This window comes from Microcoleus sp. S1D4 (genome assembly GCF_036700765.1).
GTDB lineage: Bacteria > Cyanobacteriota > Cyanobacteriia > Cyanobacteriales > Microcoleaceae > Microcoleus.
Genome location: NZ_JAUBPP010000001.1, coordinates 379,215 through 400,670, shown reverse-complemented (window position 1 = coordinate 400,670; position 21,456 = coordinate 379,215). Strand labels below are relative to the sequence as shown.

Sequence of the window (21,456 nt, the reverse complement as noted above, 5' to 3'; positions counted from 1 at the left end):
TGATTCGCAGATTGTTCGAGGGCCGCGCACATACGGTATCTAATGACTAATGACTAATGACTAATGACTGCTGAAATATGCTTCGCAGAAAATGTCTGCATAAGCTTGAGTCATTTCCTCAAAAGTATTGAGTGAATCCAAAACATATTTAGCATTTCCGGCTAACTGCTGGCGCAATGATTTATCCTCCAACAAGCTAATCAAAGCTGCCACTAATTCTTCCGGGCGATCCGGTGTATAAAACAAACCGTTAATTCCCGGTCTTACTTGTTCCTTAATCCCAAAAACCGGCGATGTAATAATTGGTAAATCACAGGCCATCGCCTCCAAAATCACTCTCGGAAAACTTTCTATCCTAGAAGTGCAAACAAAAATATCCGCCGCTTTATAATATTTTCCTGGTTTCCCTGTTTCGGGAACTACTGTCACTCTTTGCCGCAACTCTTCCGGCAATTCGCCCACCATATCGGCTAATTTACTGCTGTAAATACTCGGGCGATCGCCCACAATGAAACACCTAATTTTATTGTGCCATTTTTCAGGCAAAAGCGAAAGTGCCTTAACTAAATCCTGCTGGCCTTTGCGTTCGCACACTGTCCCCAGCAGCAAAATTACCACATCTTCGGTTGCAACACCTAAGCTTTTTCTAGCAACTTCTAAATTATCCAAATTTTCCAGTTTGCTCAAATCTAAACCGTTGTGAATCACTGTAAAATTGTAGTGGCTGTTGAGAGGTAAATATCTCTCCCGCGTTGCATCCGCCACAAAAATTACTTTGTAAGGAAAGCGAAAACACTCCAAAGCTCTCGCCGCAATCTCTGAACCAAACCTGTTAAAATAAGTTTGCCAAGGTTCGCTTTCGTGAACGTTCCACACCGCCGGAATTCCGATTTCCTGGGCCGCATCAACTACAAAGAAATTTTCTAAAGTATTGGCATAAACCGCATCTACTTTTAAACTTTCAATTTCCTTGCTAAAACTGTGGATAGCTTCATCGTAAGCATCGCGTTGATAGATGTGTTCGAGGGGATTGTCGCGCACAATGACTTCAATTCCCTGCTGTTCGTAAGCTTGACGCAGCGGCCCGTCTGTCGTGCAAAGTACGATCGGCAAAATCGCACCCTCAGCCGCCAATTTCACCGCAATTTCGTACTGATGCAGCGGCGCGCCCGTAAAATCCAGCGAATTGCTGCACATCAAAACTTTGATAGGATGAATCAGATTCTCTGCTTCTCCTACCAACAAACCAGCATCAGCAAATTGTAACTCTCCCTTGTCCCTTCCATCAGTGACATCCGTTAAATCCGTTAAATCCGCTACAAAATCCGCTGCCAATCCGCCATCCGTTACATCCGTTACATCCCGTACATTGCTCGTTGCCGAACCTTCTTCCTTCATAAAAACCCGTCGGGGTTGAATATGAAAATACTCATCTTCCAAAGACAAATGAGGACTGTAAAAACCATCATTTTTCCTCGCATACTTGCGCCTAAAAGCTGCAACTTCTTGAGGATTGTCAGTAAAACCCCTAGAAGTTCCCTCCTTATGCAACAACTCCGCATCGGGACAGTAAACGCACCGATAACCGCGTTCTAACAATCGGTATCCGTAATCCGCATCATTGTAAGCAACAGCAAAATTCTCCTCATCAAAACCGCCCAATTCTAAAAACAATTGACGCGGAGTAATCGTGCAAGCGGCTGTTACCGCCGAGTAATTTCGCGTTACCATCGCTTGAGAAAGATAGCCTCGATTGTCGCTGTTCATCAGCTTAAAAGCGTGACCAGCTAAACCGTGATGGAGGCCGTGAATTATGCCCGCGTGTTGAATTCTGCCGTCGGGATATAACAGCCTCGCACCGACTGCACCCACAGCAGGAATTTGAGCGTATCCGACCATTTGACTCAGCCATCGCGGGGTAATTACTTCAGTATCGTTGTTCAAAAACAACACGTATTCGCTGTCAACTTGTTCGACAGCGCGGTTGTTAATTGCCGCAAAACTAAACTTTCCTCCAGGATTTTTGATTCGCAAAACTTGACAAGTTAACTGATTTAAATATTCCAGGGTTTTTGGATCGTCGCTTTCGTTGTCAATGACAGCAATTTGATAATTTTTGTATGTTGTAATTTCGATAGAATCGATACAGGCTTTCAGCAGTTTAACTTGATTTTTAGTAGGAATAATCAAAGTTACTGACGGGCCATCATCAGGGAAATCCTGGGCAAATATGCCCAAATTTTCTTTGATTGCCCAGGCGTGCTGAGCGACAGTTCCCTTAATTTTTCTGCGGTTTAGTGCGTCTTGAATGGCTTGTTGACCTGCGGAAAAACTGGATGGTTTCGCGGCCCCAGATACGGCTGTAGAACCTGGTGCGGTTCGCCAGTGATAAAGCACTAGGGGCAGGTGGGCGACGCGGCGAGAAATTTCGGTTGCTCTCAAGGCAAAATCGTAATCTTGCGAGCCTTCAAAACCGAGCCGCAAGCCGCCTATTTGTTCAAAGATTTCTTTTTTGACGGCGCACAAATGACCGAGATACATATAGGAAAGCAGCAGTTCTGGCGACCATTCTGGTTTGAATTGCGGGGCGAATCTGCGACCTTTGGTGTCGATTTTGTCGTCGTCTGAGTAGAGAAAGTCGGTGGTTGGATGCGCGGCAAAATATAAGGCGACTTCGCCTAATGCGTCGGGAGTTAGTTCGTCGTCGTTGTCTAAAAACAGGATGATGTCGCCTGTGGCGAGGGCGGCGGCGCTGTTGGTGGCGGCGCTGATGTTGCCGTTTTCTGTGCGAAATGTGATGCGGATACGATCGTCCTTTGCGGCCCAATTTTTCAAAGTTTCAGCAACCGTACCGTCGGTACTGCGATCGTCGGCGATGCAGAGTTCCCAGTTTTGATAAACTTGATTGATTACACTGTCGATCGCACTTTCGAGAAAATCTATCTGCGGATTGTAAACTGGCATTACCACCGAGATTTTTGGCAACGCTTCCCCACAGGATTTTAACCGAGAAATCAGATAATCGCGCGCGCGATCGTTCCACTGATTCACCTCCAGCCAAGCATCATACCTATCAATCGGTGAAGCAAGCACAAAACCCGCAGGCGGCAGCAAATCTCCCGGCGCAGTAAACTGTTTTTGCTGCTTGTAAATCTTCCCAAACTGACGCATCACCTTCACAATTTCCCAAGGCATCGGCACAATTCTGCCGAGACGCTGTTTTCTCTCCCTCGCCCGCTGCCGGATTGCCTCTACAAAACTCGAAAACTCCTCATATTTATCAGCACTTCGCTGCCAAATATCGTAGCGCCGCACAGTCAATATTTTCGGTGCTTGAAAATACAAAATTTCCCCGTTTTCTAACTCGGCTTGCAGAGAAACGTGCCATTCACCCGGAGGCAAATTGACAAGCGCCTCAAAGCCGCTTTCCGAACTGTTAACCCAGTCAGGAAACACTTCGCCGACATCTTTTCGGCGCAAACCGTAGGCGCATTCTACAGAAGTATCGCCGCACAAAAGACTTAATTTAGCAATTTTGCGATCGTGGTGACAACACCAACCCGCAAACAAAACTTGACCCTGACGCTGTTCCCACACCACCGGTACATCTAACGACGCTTGAATCGTTGAAACTAACAGCGGATAAGCTGCCAAAAAATGCCATTTTCCTGCCTCGTCTTGCGCTTCCAACAACACCTCGTGCCGTCCGGCAGGAGCTTGCAATTCCATTGTAAAACCAGATTTTTTTGCCGACCCAATATTATAATACCAGCTAGCTATGTCGCTTCTTTCCAGACCGTAAACAGCGGCAAAACTCTTATTTTCAATTCGGGCGCGGACAGCTTTAATATCTTTTTTTGTGTTAAACACCCAACCCTTAATTAGTAGGTAGGAATCGCTAACTTGCCAAGTAGTGGGTTGGTCTAAAGAAAAAACAAATCTTGGGAATAAATCGCGGATTTTGTGCTTAAATTCCCACCATTTTTCTCTAAGTTTCCACCAGTCAGAAGACTTGATTGCAGAAAGTTCAGCCTGGATTTTGGCATTTTCCTGCCGCGATTGTTCCAAATCTTGCTGAGTTTGACTCTGGACTGTTTCCAAGCTCAATAATTCAGCTAATTTTTGATCTAATTTAAATTCTTTTTCTTCAAACTTTACCTGAGTTTTTCCTAATTCTGCTTCTAATTCTAAAATTTTTGTTAAGGCTATTTTAAATTGCGATTCTTGGCCGGCAAGCTGTACCTGAGTTTCCCCTAATTCTGCTTCTAATTCGAGCAGTTTTGCTAAGGCTTCTTGAAATTGAGATTCTTTGCCGTCAAGCTGTACTTGAGTTTCTCCTAATTCTGTTTCTAATTTCAAGACTTTTGTTAAGGCTTCTTGAAATTGCGATTCTTGACCGTCAAGCTGTACCTGAGTGTCTCCTAATTCTGTTTCTAATTCGAGCAGTTTTGCTAGGGCTTCTTGAAATTGAGATTCTTTGCCATCAAGCTGTACTTGAGTTTCTCCTAACTTCGTTTCCAATTCCAACACTTTTGCTTGAGCTTGTTGAAATTGTTCTTGCCACTGTTTGACTTCTAAATTGCTGGTTTTTTGTTGTTTTTCCAGCAAGCGGATTTTGAGCCAATCTTCAAAAGGCCCGACAGGAGATACTGGAAAATGAATAATTTGGTCATTCGACAATTGAGATTTGCTGCTGAGATTGCCGGCTTTGGTTTCTAAAACTTGATAGAGTTCTAATGCTTCGGGAAAATATTGTTCTATTAAACTCGGTCTATGACTTTTAACAATATCGTTGACTAATAAAGATTCTTCAAAGTTGTCGGCGGCGATCGCACTTAAGTTAACGTTAAATTTTTCGTTAACTCGATCGATAAAAAATTCGGGAGTGTTGCCGATCGGGTAAACGTTGGCCAGCAGACAGCGATCGGGAAAACTTTCAAACAATTCTAAGACTTGTTGGTTGTAGTGCAGCCACATTTTTACTGCCATTTCGGGATGCTGCAGCAAGCTGACATCGGTTCCCCGGCGGTAAAGCGAATCGACTACTTCCCAGGGCGATCGATAAACGCAGATAAAATTAGCTTCGGGGAGCAATTTTAACCAAAAATCCCAAAATAAAGCTGTTCGCGGGTCTTTCCAGCCCCAATGCTTCTGAGTTTGTTGATTTTGGTCGATCGCCCGTTTCGCAATTTCCACATCTGACGCTGCTACCGGAATCGTTTTTTCCAACGTACAGCCGAGTTCATCTATGCCGTGCGATCGTAAAACACTCTTGTGAAACTCCACAAAATCAACATTCTCGAAATGACCTTTCACATTTCCCACCGCCGGCCCAACCAACTTTTTACCAATATCAACCCCGACTTTCTGAAACAAAGAAGCCGTTAAAGACGTACCGGAACGGTGCATTCCAGTAACAATAAAAACCGACGGTTTGCTGTCATTTGTACTCACAATTTCTATCCCTCGCCCTAATTCCCACACCAACTTTACTTATTATTCTCGGAAACCTCTGCCTCCAAGCATTTAAGAGTCTCCTAACGCGAGCTTTTCAAGTGCTCGCGCTATCAAAATGCTTTTTTCAAAGCTGGAGATGCCGCCCTATTCTCCCGCTACCCCCAGCAACCGCTTGACTTGAAACCAGGTGCTTCTCAGCTTCCAGAACTTGCTGCTTTCCATTGCCTCAACTCGATTGTGCGATCGGTCTAATTCTTGCTTGACATTAATTAACTGAGATTCTGTTTGTTCTAACTGCATTTGCACAGATACTAACTGACTTTGAGTTTGTTCCAACTGCGCGTGAGCTGACATTAATTGAGCTTGAGTTTCTTGCAACTTTATTTGAGATTCTTCTAATAGTGGTTCAGTAATCATTAACTTACTTTGACTGATCTCCCATGCTATTTTAGCCGCCTCTAGCTGAGTTTCAACCAACTTGAGTTTTTCGTGAGTAGAGCCCAACAAAGACTGCGATTGCCGTTGGCCCACCAGCGATTTCACGCTGCAAATTTCCAGAATCCATTCCCAACCGTAGTTATTGATTGCTTTAACTGTTAACACATCCTCGGGTGTCACAGTGTTTTTCGGTAAATAACAGTTCCAACCAGACTGCAAAATTGCATCTTTTTGAAAATAGTCAGCCACATCCCGGCGATCGTAAAAAGGCTCGCACCTCTGCACCACCTCACCGTTTACCAGCACCTGAACTTCCTCTATTCGACCGCCCAAATTCACATCAGCAGCCCAACCCTCCAGATACAAATTCTGCTTGTTGGTAAAAGCAGCAACATCAATATATCCTCCAGGGTGGTGATAAAAATTTAACTCCGAAAAATCTCTAGTTAACTTATTTGTAACAACATACAAATCCTGAAACCTGCATATGCCTTTTTTGATCCGGTGAACAAAAGCTTTCCCACCGCTAACTTTACCGACAATTTCTCTCACAAACTTTTCAGTTACATAAGTTGTGCCGTATTCCTCCTTATCCAAAGACTGACTTTCGCTTTCGGCACTAAACAAAATACCGTTAGCAGGCATTTCTATGTGAGAAGGCAGCAAACAATCGCCGTGAACGCTAAACATCAAAATCCCGTTTTCGGTCAACAAATTATACAAATTTTGGAGCCAACTCGTAAAAGTTCTTTCCGGGATATGGCTGAAAAAAGAATTAGCCAGAATGCAGTCAAATTTTCGGTCAATTAAATATTTTTCCGGTTTTCCAGTCGAAACAATACCGTTAACGCCCAAGTATTCAGTTTGAAACTTGACCGCGTTAGCATAAATATCAGAAACCCAAATTTGCTCGGGTGGCATTTCCTGAATTAAAAACCGGGTAAATCTACCGTAACCACAGGCAAAATCCAGAAAAGACGGTACATTTTCAAAGCCGCCAAAATGCCAATCTACAACTTGTTGAACCGCATCCCGGATGCGTCGCCCGATCGCATAATAGCGCACCAAAGCTCGCTCGCGATCGTCATCGTCTCCATCGTCTCCATCCTCCTTGACGTTGCTCAAGCTAAACAAATACATTTCATCGTCTTCGCAAATATTTAGTTTAAAATCTTCGGGAAACTTAGCTCGATCTCGAATCAATGCTTGGATTACTTGATTTTTGGACAATTCTAAATTGAGATTGCTCATTATTTTTACAAAGTTTTCACAGAATTATTAGATGACTTCCGTTGACTGTTCTTGCACCAGACAATCAGAATTTACAACAGTTAAACACGGTTCTATCAGCAAGTCAACAATGCCGTTGCCGCAGGACTCAGTACAAGACTGAACTTTGAACATCGCCACATCAACGCAGCGATCCAGATAACTTAAATCCTCATCTACCGTTCCCACCACCCCCGCATTCAAAAAGTAAACCCCCGGATTCAGCAAACATTTAAACTGAAACTTAACTACAATTGTCGTTCCTGCTTCCACATATCTAACTGACTGAGTAGAAGCCTTCAAAGAAGCACCAGCCAACTCAAAACCGCTAATCGTTTTAATCAACATTCCAAACCTAACTTTGGAAGTTGACCGCGAGAAAGTGACAGAGTAAGTGTAAACATAATCTTGACGGCCGAGCAAGTGATTTACCACATTTCCCTGCAGCGTTTCGATGCGCGGGTTAATAATTTCCGCGCCGCGAGACGGATACCGTACCGTATTCGACGGGATCATCCCCGGTTCGTAAAATTCATCATAATGTTCCTTGGGTTGAGAGATATATTGCTCCGGTACAGCCTCCCTTTTGGTACTTTCTAAATTAGGATTATGAAGATTTTCTTGACTTTCTTGCTTTGTCAGTTGGTTCAGAACTCGAATATCTTGCTTCAACCCCAAGACTTTATCTGGATCGGCATAGATCAGCTTTTGATATTTAGAAATTACCACCTTTGGTGTGTGAGCTAGCAGCAATTCTCCGCTATCCATTAAAATCGCCGAAGTACAAAGTTGCACCACAGAACTAGCAGCATGAGAAACAAATAAAATCGTTCCGCCACCTTCCTGAATGCTTTGCAAGCGGGCAAAACACTTGCGCTGGAAAGCTTCGTCGCCTACCGAAAGTGCTTCGTCAACCACTAGAATATCTGGCTCTACGCTAGTCGCAACGGCAAAAGCCAGTCTGACAAACATACCGCTAGAATAGGTTTTGACTGGCTGATCGATGAAATCTCCAATATCAGCAAAAGCAGCAATTTCGTCAAATTTTTCTTCAGTTTCTTTTTGATTGAATCCGAGTATTTGAGCGTTGAAAAACACGTTTTGTCTTCCGGTAAATTCCGGGTTAAACCCGCTTCCGAGTTCCAACAAAGCGGAGATTCGCCCTTCTACTCGGACGCTTCCTGCGGTGGGTGTCAGCGTCCCCACAATGATTTGCAAAAGCGTGCTTTTTCCCGACCCGTTGCGACCGACTACTCCTAGGGTTTGTCCGCGAGCAATTTCCAGATTGATGTCGTGGAGAGCCCAAAATTCATCAGCAAGTTTTTTATTGGGATAAATAATTTCTTTTAAGCGGTCTCCAGGACGATCGTACCGCTTAAAGCATTTGGAAACATTTTTTAGTGAAATTACATTTTCTGTCATCCGATTTTAGATTTTAGATTTTAGATTTTAGATTTTAGATTGATATTATGTCCGCTAGAACAAAAAATAGGTTTGCTCGTTGGGAATGGGAGTCCTTTGATTTTTTATGCGGACTAAAGTCCTCACTACGAACCTCGATCGCGATTTTTGATAGTAGATTGCATTTAAATGTAAAACATATTACAGCACGTCAGCAAAAGCGGGACGCAAATGCCGGTAAACCGCTAAACCTCCACAAAATATAGCAGCAGAGATTAGGGTGGCGACACCCCATTCGCCCCAGTGTTTGACTTCTCCCAACAGGATGAGGTCTCGGTAAACCTCGGAGATGGTGGCCATTGGATTCAACCAAAATATCCAGGCTCGCCACTGTTGGGGGATGATTGATGCTGGATAGACGATCGGCGTCAAATAAAACCAAAAATTTAGAATAACACCTAATGTCTGAGGAATGTCTCGCAAAAACACGGTTAAGCCCGCTGTCAAATATCCCAAGCCGGCTGTGAGCAACAATTGAGGCACCCAAACCAGTGGCAGCAAGCATAAAGTAGCGTTGAGCTTTTGCGAGGATACTGCTACGATCAGAATCAAGGCTGCTAAACCGAGAGAACTTTCAATAAAAGCTGTAAAAATCGGCACGAGGGGCAGCAAACCGAGGGGAAATACTACTTTTTTGACTAAATTTGGCTGCCCTACTACGGATACTCCCGATTTAATCAAACCGCTGGTGAAAGCACTCCAAGGTAACAAACCTGCAAATAGCCAGACTCCAAATGTGATGTCGCTGTTTTCCGGGAAGCCTGCAAGTTTGAGTTTTACCTTGAGGACGATCGAGAATACGTAGGTGTAAATCACCAATTGCGATAGCTGATTCAGCAGCGGCCACAAATTGCCCAGAATCGAGCCTTTGTATTGAGCTTCCAAGTCCCGACGCACCAATGTAGCCAGCAGACTCAGCTTTGCCCTGCGCTGGCTGTTTGTCGGTCGCCGGCCGCGGCCCTTTCGGGCTTTTTGGACAACTCCTTTCACCGATCTGTGCAATTTTTTCGCCCTCGTTGACTACCTTCACACCTAAATCAACTCCAGCTACAATTGTGCAGCTTTTGCTAAACCGCAATTATTCCACAGCCGGGCCGCTTTGATCAAGGATCTGTCTCCCCGGCTTAGACTTCTGGCTTTTGGCTTCTGGCTTTTGGCTTAGGAGGTTATTTTAGCCGATCGCCTCCCCAACTGCCGAACCGATCGCGACTCTTTGCTCGTCGTCGTAGCCCCAGCGTTGGAAAAACTCCTCATACTCACCTTCTTTAGTTTGTAAACTTTCTAGCATTTGCGACGCTACAGCTTGACAGGCTGGCATTTGCAGGATTTGAATTAAATTGCGCGATCGCTCCTGCACTCTAGCAGAACCCGCCGCCATTTCCTCCTTTTGAAGGCGCGAATGATGCAACACCATTGCCGCCGACATCGCCACATTTTTCACCAGCAGTTCTGCTACGATCTCAGGAGCCGATCGCAGCGCCTTGATAACTCCTGGTGACGGCCGGTCTGCCGCCTGTCGGTCGTCCGTCAGATAGGTGACAAAAAAACCCCTAGCACCGTTGGGAGTTTTCACTAGAGATTTAACAGCTTGCTCGATATCTCCCTCTAAAAGTCGATCGCTCTGAATCAGCGACAGTAAAGATTGAGTCAGCGCGATCGCCTCCTCAAAAGTTATACTTTTCGATGCTAATAAAGAAGATGGAACACTCATAACGACCTCAATAATTTTCACGATTCTGCTAATAATTGTAAACAATTTTCGCTGTCCGAGCGCAAATAAATATGGCTATAATCTCCTCCAAACAACAACCCCCAGACCAAAATCTACCTGAAGACATAGCCCCTGCTCCCCGAAAAAGAGCAGCTAAACCCCAGACGGAATCGCTGCTAGAATCGCAAGAATTACCAGACGAAATCAACAACAAACAAGAAGATAAAATCCGCCCCCAGCGGTTAGCCGAATACATCGGACAAAAAGACTTGAGAGAAGTTTTGGCGATCGCAATTGCAGCAGCCAAATCGCGGGGCGAACCGATGGATCACCTGTTACTGTACGGGCCGCCAGGGTTGGGAAAAACCACAATGTCGCTAATTCTAGCAGCAGAAATGGAAGTTGAATGCAAAATCACCACCGCCCCAGCCCTAGAAAAACCGCGAGATATTGTCGGATTGCTCGTCAACCTCAAAGCAGGCGACGTGCTGTTTATCGACGAAATTCACCGCTTATCTAAAGTTACCGAAGAAATCCTCTATCCAGCGATGGAAGACTGCCGTTTAGATATTACGATCGGTCAAGGAAAAAGCGCCAAAATCCGCAGCATTCCCCTGAAACCCTTTACCTTAGTAGGAGCAACCACCAAAGTCGGATCGCTGACATCTCCGTTGCGCGATCGCTTCGGCTTAATCCAAAGATTGCGCTACTACGAAATAGACGAACTTAGTCTAATTGTCCAAAGAACCGCCCAAGTTCTCGACACTAAAATCACCCCAGAAGGAGCCGAAGAAATTGCCCGCCGAGCTCGCGGAACCCCCCGGATTGCTAACCGTTTGCTGCGCCGAGTTAGAGACTACAGCGAAGTCAAAAATTTAAAGCCAATCAATGCCGAAGTTGCATCCATCGCCCTAGAATTGTTCAACGTCGATCCCCTAGGCTTGGATTGGACTGATCGGTCACTTTTGACAGCAATGATCGAAAACTTTAACGGCGGCCCGGTTGGTTTAGAAACCCTCGCCGCTTCCACCGGAGAAGACACTCAAACAATTGAGGATGTCTACGAACCGTACTTAATGCAAATCGGATTTTTGCAGCGAACAAGTAGGGGTAGAATTGCCACAGCAGCCGCTTGGAAACACTTAGGTTTTGTCTCACCTAAACTATTGTAGGCTGTGTTAGATTTGGTCAGCAAAAGAAACCTCAAAATTCAACTATCTGCTAGGCTCAAAAAGTGATATTACAGGGAGAAAGGATTTCACCAGCTTTGATATGGCTCAATAAATCTACAATAAAAATGCAGTACAGCTTACATTTTTCCCCAAAAATACAACTGTCGGAAAGCTCCTAACCCCTATCCAATCCCCAGGGGGAACGCATCTTATTGAACACTGTTCATCAGTGGTGAGTATATTTTGAGATGAATTCACCATTCTTAGAAGCTACAGACACGCTTTGTAATGAACTGTTAGATAAAATAGGAACTGATTAATCGTGATTTTGACTTAAGGCGAATTTTGAGACAATAAAAATATTATAACCACTGTTTACAAGTTGTATAATAGACCTCTTGCAAAAGTCAAATTTACCCCCCTTAGTCCCCCCTTATTAAGGGGAGAAACAAGAATAATCTTGCTCCCTCCCCTTGATAAGGGGAGGGTTGGGGTGGGGTGCTTTGGATTTTTGCAAGAGTTCTAATAGTTATTAATGAGTTATTCGTAAGAATTTAGTTAACTGCAACAGCGAGAATCTTAGTCAAATAATCATCATCCCACCCGGCTCGAAGTCGCTGATTTCTGGCTCCGGTATTTGAGGTTTTTTATTGATTCAAAAGATTAAGCGAGATATGTCTAATTATAGCAAAATTTTGCGGAGCATTATCTTTTCTAATTCGACAATCATCTTCACGAAAACCCACATCTAATACCCAATGTAAAGAATTCTCCATTTTCCAATGGCTGCGGACTGATTCACCAAGTTTTTGAGCATCATTTGGTAAACTACTAATATAATATTGAATCCAACTCAAAAAACATTTTTGAAATTGCTCAGGTTTGAGACGAAAAAATACTCTCGCAATTGTGTCATGGGTCGGGATACTATTCGGCAATTTTCAAATTGTCTTTAACTATTCGTATTTAGAATAACCCGTAACTTTCGATATCCACCCATGTATCAGCACCGCAAATCACTGCACAAATTGAGATGGTGATAATATCAATTAATTGATGATGTTTCGTTCGCTAAATTCGCTTGATCTTCTAAGTCGGAAAAATGGTCGGCAATGGTGGTTTGAGTTTGATAATGGTAAACTCTAATTAAATAATTTTTGGACACTCAATAATTCTGCTCCAATATACCACATTCTCTTAACATAAAATTTAGATGCGTTCGCCCTGGGGTTTATTGTATTCCTATTAACATTTTAAACTATCAAATTATTTATAAACCCGATTTCTTTACAGCAAAGAAATCGGGTTTTTTATAGTATGATTAACTGCTTGGGCTGCCCAATCGAGCCGGGGCTGGAGGAAAAATCCTTGGGGTTCAACAGTTGCGGCAAAGAAACCGGATTTTTTGTACGGGAGTGAAAATCCTTGGGGTCTCAACAGTTACGGCAAAGAAGCCCGGTTTCTTGTACAATGACTGAGGCCTTGGGCTATCCGGTGACTGAAAAACTGGGTTTCTTGATGACAAAGAAACCGACTTTCTTGTACAATGATCGACGAGAAACCCCGTTGCTGGAGGTGAAAATCAACAAACCTCTGGGAAATCTCTGCCTCTGTGGTTCATTAAAGGTAACAAATCATGGCTTATTTTTGGTTTAAATCGTTTCATTTTATTGGCATTGTCGTTTGGTTTGCTGGCTTATTTTATTTAGTAAGATTATTCGTCTATCACGCGGAAGCTGAAGAGAAACCAGAACCGGCAAAAACAATTCTTAAAGAACAATATCAAATTATGGAGAAACGTCTTTATAATTTGATTACTACGCCCGGAATGTTTGTGACTGTCCTGATGGCGATCGGGTTGATTTCAACAGAACCAGATGTATTAAAAGACACTTGGTTGCACATTAAGTTAACATTAGTTACTTTGTTAATAGGTTATCATTTCTATTGCGGTTGGCTGCTGAAGAAATTAGCAAAGAATGAATGTCAGTGGACTGGTCAACAATTTAGGGCATTAAATGAAGTGCCAACGGTTTTGTTGGCAATGATAGTATTGCTAGCAGTATTTAAGCAAAGTTTACCAGTTTCTTCAACTATTGCTACGATTATTGCCATGATTGTATTAATGGTAGTGACCATTAATTTTTATGCCAAGAAGCGCCTCAACGACCAACGCAAAAATCTCCCATCGATCCCCCAACAAGAAGGCTAGCTAAGTCAAACTTATTCCCCATTTCCTCATAGGAAATGGGGTGAGTGGGTGCTTTAAAACTATCACAACAGAACGCCCCGCATTACTAACCGTTTGCTCCGGCGAGTTAGAGACTGCAGCGAAGTCAAAAATTTAAAGCCAATCAATAGTGCGAGCTGTCGCGAACTCGCGAGTGTTGGATAGAGCCCGAGTTTGCGACAGTTCGCACGCTCAAAATCAAAACTGAGATGCTCCCGTTGAAAAATGTGAAAAGTCAGCTACAGTAAACTAAAGCCAATAACTCGATATAGCCTTTCTCAAAAAAGTGAGGTATGCCCTATGCCCTATGCCCTATGCCCTATCCCGGATAGTACCTTATCTTTCTGAGAAAGGCTATATATATATATATGTCTGTCATCAATCATCAACTATCCGAAATTAGCCGCAATTCCCGCAACATTTTTTCTCGCTCGCTCGCAATTCTCATAGCAGTTTCCCAAGTAAAAGTAAAAGACTGAAAAGAATCAGAATCAATCCGATCTTCATCCAAATCCAAAATCACCTGCTTAAAAATATCAAATAACTGCTCTTGCAATAAATCAATTTCATTCACTGTTTTCGCTAGACGAATTTGTTGGATCAAACTTAAAATATCCAGATTAAATTTATCAGCCCGATTTTTTGGTTTCTGCAAAAAGCGCGATCGCAACTGCCAAAGCCAAGAAGCCAAAAGAGTGCCGAGCGACAAAAACAAACCGATAGCATCAGAATTAGCAGCAACAAAATCTGGTTTTTCGCGATCGTAATAAGCCTGAGCGCCCTCATGCACGGGCCAAGCCAAACTCCCGTTTTCTCCCGGCTGATTAATCATTGCCGCCAGGGAATCAGCCGCCACCAAATTGCGGCGGTACTCAAACAAAATGCGCGTAATTTCCCGCACGACTTCAGGATCGACATCCTCCCGGGCCAACAGAGTAGCGTGCACTCCTACAGTCCCCAAATCTGCATCGGGAACAGCCGGAGCGGCCTTGTAAGTACCCTTCGGAATAATATCGGCTTCCAAATAAGGCAACTTAATTTTCATGGCAGATCCTTGGTCGATCTGCACCAATTTACCCTGCGTATTTTTTAGCAAATCGCTAACCAAATCGCTCCCAGGAGGCAGTACCCCAAAAATAGCATCAACCTCCCCCTTACTAAATAATTTAGTAGCCTCTGTCCAATTAGTTGCAGTATAAATAAAATCTGTTTCTTGCAAGCCATAATGCTCGCTCATCAAGAAAAAAAAACTGTAAGAACCACTTTTTTTGTCCATCAGGGAAATATGTTTTCCTTTCAGATCGCCAACAGTCTGAATGCCAGATTTTTCAGAAACAATTAAGTGAAAAACTTCCTTAAATAGCGAAGCAATTACCCTCGCCGAAGGTACAGCCTCTGTATTGTTCTGTACGATCGCTAACTGAGCCTCATTCGCCTCAAGTTTGTTCATATTTTCTTGGGCACCTTGAGTTTCAATAACTTGAATGTGGATGCGCGGATTTTGTTGACTAACCAACTCAGCAATTGCCTGCCCGAAAGGGTAATAATTACCTGCTTTTATACCAGTCGCTAACGTTAATTCATAGATTTGGTCTTTGTCTCGGTGAAGCTTCCAGCCGAAAGACCCAATCAGGATAAAGCTTAGTAGAGCCAAGGTCAGCACAAATTTATTTTGCATTGATGTTGAGACTCGATCGATAATGGCAAAATTAAAAGTATTGTAGTTTAAAATATAATCCCAATTTCCCATCATCAATTCTAAATTCCCCATGTTACTATCCCTCAGAATAGAAAACTTTGCCCTAATTGACCGCCTGGATCTAGACTTTGGCCCGAGTTTGAACGTATTTACAGGGGAAACCGGCGCAGGAAAATCGATTATCCTAGATGCGATCGATGCAGTTTTGGGCGGGAAAGTCGATCGCCGATCGATTCGCACCGGAGCAACACGGGCAATATTGGAGGCTACCTTTGAATTGGACTCATCCTCCGCAAAATGGCTGGGCGAACAAGAAATCGAACCCATAGATGGAAATTTAGCCGTTTGCAGCCGGGAAATTAACGCCACGAGCGGTGCTCTGCGTACCAGATCGCGTTTGAACGGAATTCTCGTCAACCGCCAGTTAATGGAGCAACTGCGCGATCGGCTCGTCGAAATTACCGCCCAAGGCCAAACCGTCCACCTCGGACAAGAAACCCTCCAACGAGAATGGCTAGACTTGTACGGCGGCAAAAAACTCACTGAAGCTCGATCGACAATCACCAAAGCCTGGATCGAAGCCAGCACCGCCAAAACAGCCCTCAAGCACAGGCGTCAGTCAGAACAGCAGCGCCTGCAAAGACTCGATTTATTGCAATACCAAGTCCGAGAACTCAGCGAAGCCAACATCGAAGACAGCGAGGAACTCGCACACTTAGAACAAGAATCAATCCGCCTCGGGCACATCGTCGAATTGCAGCAGCAAAGTTACAAAGTTCACCAAGCCCTTTACCAAAACGACGGCGACACCGCCTCAGCCGCCGATTTGTTGAGCAAAGCCGAAGTAATTTTAAGCGACATGGCCGTTTACGATGTGCAGTTGCAACCAATCCTAGAAATGGTCAGCGATGCTTTAGCTCAAGCCACAGAAGCCAGCAGGCAAATTAGCAGCTACGGCGAACAATTAGAAGCAGATCCCGAAAGACTCGAAGAAGTAGAAGACAGAATTCGCGAACTCAAACAAATTTGCCGCAAATACGGGCCGCTCAAAGAAGCGATCGCCTACTACCAAGGCATCCAAAACGAACTAAACGAACTTTTAGAAGGAGGCGAGTCAATGGAAGCCTTAGAACTCGCATATCAGACCGCTTTAGACCAATTAAAAGAGGCTTGCAGCCACCTGACAATCCTGCGGTGCGAAGCAGCTCTCAAGCTTGAAACGCATCTTGTCGCGGAACTTAAGCCCTTAGCAATGGAAAAAGTACAATTTCAAGTCGCAATCTCGCGTTGTAGCCCAACCTCCACCGGTGCAGACCAAATCGCCTTTTGTTTCAGCCCCAATCCGGGAGAACCGCTACAACCGTTAGGGGCGATCGCCTCCGGCGGAGAAATGAGCCGCTTTCTACTCGCCATCAAAGCCTGTTTTTCCCAAATCGAAAGCGCCGGAACCCTAATTTTTGATGAAATCGACGCCGGAGTTTCCGGGAGAGTCGCCGGCGCGATCGCCAAAAAACTCCACCAACTCTCCGACAAACACCAAGTTTTGTGCGTCACCCACCAGCCGCTGATCGCCGCGATGGCCGATTGTCATTTTCGCGTCAACAAAATGACGATCGCAGCAGAACAAAATATCGACGAAGCAGCCAACTCCAACTCCCAACCGGGCGAACGTACTGTAGTCAGAGTTGTGGGCCTCAACAGCCAGCAGCGCCGCGAAGAACTCGCCCAACTCGCCAGCGGTCGATCGGCCACAGAAGCCATCGCCTTCGCCGAATCCCTACTTGTCGAAGCCGCCGGATTGCGCCAAATTCAGTCCGCCAAACCCTGAAAGCACACTTGAGCCGATCGGGGGGTCAAAATGCGGAGTTTTTTTCATACCGGAGGTTACACTAAAAATGGCAACCGCAAATTTTACAAGAAAAAGCTGAAAGCCGCGCGACTTTGTTCCCGGATCAAAGCTTCTAGCAGCAAAATTGACAGAAATTTTAGTTAAAAACCACAATTGTGTAGAGAAGGGCACACATCACTAGCAACTGCTGGTGTCACAATTGCGGCTATTCCCGCAATGTCCTCCCTCTTTCAGCAATCCCTCGCGCGGAGGGCCTTGATGTTGCAGCAGGCGATCGGATTTGCGATCGGCTGACACAACCTACTTAAACCAGGCACGCACAGTGTCAAAATCACTTAATAAATCATTTAAACAAAATTCGCGTTCTCTCAAACAAAGTAAAGTAATGCCACAGTCTCTTTACCGTCCTACCCGCAGTCCACCAGGAAAGCTCACTCAACTTCTCTTGCTCTGTGCTCGCACTTCTGTAAACTGGGAAATAGTTTTACGCATACTTGAGTATTGCGCCACCCGTAAGATCCAATCCAGAAACGGATACCTTGCCCCCGCAAGGCCCTCGTGGAGAATTCGCAATTTTAGACTTTTGTTAAACCTCTGATGATTCATCTGCTGCAAGTAAATCTAAAATCTAAAACTTGTACACTCGCGAAGCCGAAGTACCTAAAACTTGTACGATCGCGAAGTCGAAAAATCTAAAATCTACCCGTGACTCAATCCAGAACCAGATACCCTGCCCCCGCAAGGCATTCGTGGAGAGATCGCAATTTTAGACTTTTGTTCGAGTTCTAGTGATTCACCTGCTGCAAGTAAATCTAAAATCTAAAATCTAAAATCTAAAATCGACTTACCCACTAATAAAGTTGCCCGCTATTCTAGCTTAAAGACTAACCCTTACACTTAAGCTTCTCTGTAAAGGTCTATGAATCCTTCTGCATCTTCCACCAATTATTCTTCTGGCGACGTGATAGATGTCGCTGTTGTCGGCGGTGACAATCACCATCAGGAACGCTATTCTTCTCCTCCCTCTTCTCCTCCCCCTTCTCCTCCCCCTTCCCCTCCTGCGGCATCTCCCTCTAGCAGTGCATTGATCGCGACCCAGGCTAATTTTTCCGACATTCTCGCGCCCCTAAATAAAGATAGTTTCAAATTAGTAGTTAAGGAAGCAGAAGACAAACTTAAGGTTGTCAATCAAACCTTGGGAATGCTCGACAATCTCCTTGAGAGCGAGGGATTTGATGCCATACTCAACGAGATGTTGCAGTCGATTACCCGAAAAACAGGGGAATTGCTGAATGCCGATCGCACCACGATATTTTTATTAGACGACGAAAAAAATGAACTCTGGGCGATCATCGCTAAAGACGAAAATGGCCAAAACCTAGAAATCAGAGTTCCCGCCCACGTCGGTATTGCCGGAGAAGTAGCCACAGACAGAAAAGTGGTTAACATTCCTTACGATTTTTATAATGACGAACGATCGGCTAACGCCAAAAAAACTGATGAAAAAACGGGCTACCGCACTTATACAATGCTGGCAATGCCCCTGATCAATGAAGTAACAAATGAGTTAGTAGCAGTCGTTCAACTGATTAATAAACTCAAACCGAACCACGAAAATTACCATACTTTTGACGAACAAATCGACAGGACAGGATTTACAGAAGAAGACGAACAAGTTTTTAAAGAATTTGCTCCCTCAATTCGCCTAATCCTAGAATCTTCTAAATCTTTCTACGCAGCAACTCAAAGACAGCGGGCGGCCACGGCGCTGATGAAAGCCGTAAACGCTCTTTCTAAGAGCAGTCTAGACTTAGAAGATACCCTAAAAAGGGTGATGGATCAGGCTCAAGAACTCATGAATGCCGATCGCAGCACCCTCTGGCTGATCGACGAAGACAAAGACGAACTGTGGACAAAAATCCCGATCGCCGGCAACCTGAAAGAAATTCGCATACCCAGAACCGCCGGTTTTGCAGGCCAAGTCGCCCAATCCAGCCAACCCCTGCTGATTCCCTTTGACGTGTACGACGATCCCCGCGCCGCCACCTCCAAAGAAGTCGATCAAAAATCCGGCTACCGCACTTGCAGTATGCTGTGTATGCCAGTATTTAACTCCGACAAAAAATTGATTGGAGTTACGCAGTTAGTCAACAAAAAACGACAAGGAGAATTCCCTCCCTACAACCCGACAGATTGGCCGCACGCCCCCGAACAGTGGAAAGCGAGTTTCAATCGCAACGACATGGAATTTATGCAGTCGTTTAACATCCAAGCCGGAGTCGCCCTGCAAAACGCCAAACTGTTTGCCGAAGTCAAACAGCAAGAACAAAGACAAAAAGATATGTTAAACGCCCTGACTAACGGCGTGATATCTACAGATAAAAAAGGCAATATAGTAGCGACCAATCCTAGTGCCAAAAAATTACTCGGCGTCAGCGATGCTGCGTTAGCCGAAGGCAAATCTTTGCGCGAGTTAATTAAGTTAGAAAAAGGCGATTTTCCCAAGTGGTTCGATGCGTCTTTGATGCCAGAAGACGAAAAAGATCGCCAGCAGTATTACCCGGATCAAATTTTGCTCTCCTTTGAAGGAGAATCGCAGAGTATCAATCTCTCGATTAATTCAATGACCGACGCTACCGACCCCAACAAGGTCAACGGCGCATTAGTCGTCATGGAAGATATTAGTAGCGCCAAACAAGTCAAAAACTTGATGTACCGTTACATGACTCCAGAAGTAGCCGAAGCGCTATTAGCTTCAGGGGATACAGGATTGGGCGGCAAGCGCAAAAAGGTTTCAGTGCTGTTCTCAGACATTCGCAGCTATACCACACTTACGGAAAAATTGCAAGCCGAAGAAGTGGTAGTCATGCTCAACAAATATTTTGAAGTGATGGTAGATGTCGTATTCGAGTACGGAGGCACTCTCGACAAATACATCGGCGACGCTCTGATGGCAGTTTTCGGCTCTCCAGCGCCCCTGGAGGATCATGCTTGGTGCGCGATGCAAACCGCCGTGAAAATGCGGGCAAAACTCGACGAGTTCAATGCCGATCGCACGGCACACGGTGAATTGCCCATCAGTATCGGTATGGGCGTGCATTCCGACGAAGTTGTCAGCGGCAACATTGGCAGTAGCAAACGCATGGAATTGACTTCGATCGGAGACGGCGTAAACCTCGCCTCTCGCTTAGAAGGTGCAAGCAAGCAGTACGGCACCGACTTGATTATCAGCGACAATACTTACAAAGATTATAAAGATCGGCTCTACGTGCGAGAACTCGACTTTATTACAGTCAAAGGCAAAAGCGAACCCGTCATCGTTTACGAACTTGTCGGCATCCGCGAAGGATGCTCCCCCGTTGGCAAACCCCTGACAGAAAAACAGGAAAAAATTGTAGAACACTACAACAATGCCCGCGAATATTACAAGATACCAGTCACTCAAATACTCTCCGAGAATGAAGTTAAAAACATCTTAGATAATGTGGGGGAAATGCCGGAAGCAGAAATTAAACAACTGTCCTACAATGTCGAGCAACAGTTGGAACACGAACTAAAACAACTGTTATATCAAGTCAAGAAACTGTCAGATTACGACCTCAAAAATCTGTCGGAAGCCGACAAACTTATCGTGCTGTTGCAGCCAGAAATTGAACTGCTGAAATTGGAGGGACTCAAAAATCTGTCGGAAGACGAAGCAAGAATGCTGATCCAAGCAAAAATCAAGCCGCTTTCAGTAGAGGAGATTCAATCCTTGCAAGAGGGTGAAGTCAAAAAAGTGTTGGAAGCAGACATCTTAGAACCGTCAAATCCTCAAATTAAGAGGCTCAAACCCGCACAAATCAGGCAACTATTGCAGGCGAAAATTAAAAGTCGAGCCTCTGCAACAGTTGCAGAAATGTTAGATGAGGAATTTCCAAATCTCGGACTCGATCAAGTGAAAAAACTGTTGAGCGAGTTTAAGAAAGCCTTGGAACCAAAAGCCAAGCAAGCTTTTAGAGACGCGGAACGCGAATTTAACCTCGTTCTGGAAGTTGACCCCAAAAACAAGGCAGCTAAATTGCACGTCGATCGCTGTAAATTATTTCAGCACAGGTTTTCGGACGTACTAAACTGGGACGGGGTGTGGAATCTCACAGAAAAATAGCAGCGGCGCTTGGGCTGGGATAG

At 44.6% G+C, this 21,456-nt stretch carries 12 protein-coding genes and 1 pseudogene; 6 read left to right on the top strand and 7 right to left on the bottom strand.

Annotated elements, in window-relative coordinates:
- Window positions 1–60: 60 nt before the first annotated feature.
- From QT998_RS01610 to QT998_RS01590, 5 genes are all read right to left on the bottom strand, one after another.
- Window positions 61–5,454: a glycosyltransferase gene (locus QT998_RS01610; RefSeq protein WP_333113385.1), complete on the bottom strand. Its 5,394-nt coding sequence runs from the start codon at window positions 5,452–5,454 to the stop codon at window positions 61–63.
- A 147-nt stretch (window positions 5,455–5,601) separates the two neighbouring features.
- The gene (locus QT998_RS01605; protein ID WP_194070677.1) at window positions 5,602–7,146 is read right to left on the bottom strand and encodes a methyltransferase; all 1,545 of its coding nucleotides are present in this window, start codon (window positions 7,144–7,146) and stop codon (window positions 5,602–5,604) included.
- Between the two features lie 27 nt (window positions 7,147–7,173).
- On the bottom strand, window positions 7,174–8,586 hold the full coding sequence (locus tag QT998_RS01600) for an ABC transporter ATP-binding protein (RefSeq protein ID WP_194070678.1): 1,413 nt from the start codon (window positions 8,584–8,586) through the stop codon (window positions 7,174–7,176).
- Between the two features lie 180 nt (window positions 8,587–8,766).
- Entirely contained in the window at window positions 8,767–9,615 is an 849-nt protein-coding gene (locus QT998_RS01595) for an ABC transporter permease (protein WP_194070687.1), read from the bottom strand.
- 181 nt (window positions 9,616–9,796) lie between these two features.
- The gene (locus QT998_RS01590; protein ID WP_194070679.1) at window positions 9,797–10,336 is read right to left on the bottom strand and encodes a hypothetical protein; all 540 of its coding nucleotides are present in this window, start codon (window positions 10,334–10,336) and stop codon (window positions 9,797–9,799) included.
- A 71-nt stretch (window positions 10,337–10,407) separates the two neighbouring features.
- Between QT998_RS01590 and ruvB the strand changes: the two genes are divergently transcribed.
- The gene (gene ruvB / locus QT998_RS01585; protein WP_194010242.1) at window positions 10,408–11,508 is read left to right on the top strand and encodes a Holliday junction branch migration DNA helicase RuvB; all 1,101 of its coding nucleotides are present in this window, start codon (window positions 10,408–10,410) and stop codon (window positions 11,506–11,508) included.
- 554 nt (window positions 11,509–12,062) lie between these two features.
- Here the strand turns inward: ruvB and QT998_RS01580 are convergent.
- A pseudogene (locus QT998_RS01580) lies at window positions 12,063–12,655 on the bottom strand (ISAs1 family transposase).
- A gap of 489 nt (window positions 12,656–13,144) precedes the next feature.
- Between QT998_RS01580 and hemJ the strand changes: the two are divergent.
- Both hemJ and QT998_RS27365 read left to right on the top strand, forming a co-directional pair.
- Complete coding sequence (gene hemJ, locus QT998_RS01575) at window positions 13,145–13,720, top strand: protoporphyrinogen oxidase HemJ (protein WP_333087660.1); 576 nt, start codon at window positions 13,145–13,147, stop codon at window positions 13,718–13,720.
- Between the two features lie 81 nt (window positions 13,721–13,801).
- A complete protein-coding gene (locus QT998_RS27365; RefSeq protein WP_333423514.1) occupies window positions 13,802–13,903 on the top strand; it encodes a hypothetical protein in 102 nt (33 codons plus the stop codon).
- Window positions 13,904–14,123: 220 nt separating this feature from the next.
- Here QT998_RS27365 and QT998_RS01570 read toward each other — a convergent pair whose 3' ends face one another.
- Window positions 14,124–15,509 (bottom strand): TAXI family TRAP transporter solute-binding subunit, encoded by a 1,386-nt coding sequence (locus QT998_RS01570; protein ID WP_333087659.1) that lies wholly within the window; start codon window positions 15,507–15,509, stop codon window positions 14,124–14,126.
- Between QT998_RS01570 and recN the strand changes: the two genes are divergently transcribed.
- The 3 genes from recN (at window position 15,508) to QT998_RS01555 (ending at window position 21,433) form a co-directional block, all read left to right on the top strand.
- A complete protein-coding gene (gene recN, locus QT998_RS01565; RefSeq protein WP_333087657.1) occupies window positions 15,508–17,265 on the top strand; it encodes a DNA repair protein RecN in 1,758 nt (585 codons plus the stop codon). The two genes, QT998_RS01570 and recN, sit on opposite strands and share 2 nt — an antisense overlap.
- Before the next feature lie 174 nt (window positions 17,266–17,439).
- Complete coding sequence (locus tag QT998_RS01560; RefSeq protein WP_333087654.1) at window positions 17,440–17,580, top strand: hypothetical protein; 141 nt, start codon at window positions 17,440–17,442, stop codon at window positions 17,578–17,580.
- Between the two features lie 625 nt (window positions 17,581–18,205).
- Window positions 18,206–21,433: a GAF domain-containing protein gene (locus QT998_RS01555; protein WP_333087653.1), complete on the top strand. Its 3,228-nt coding sequence runs from the start codon at window positions 18,206–18,208 to the stop codon at window positions 21,431–21,433.
- Window positions 21,434–21,456: the final 23 nt, after the last annotated feature.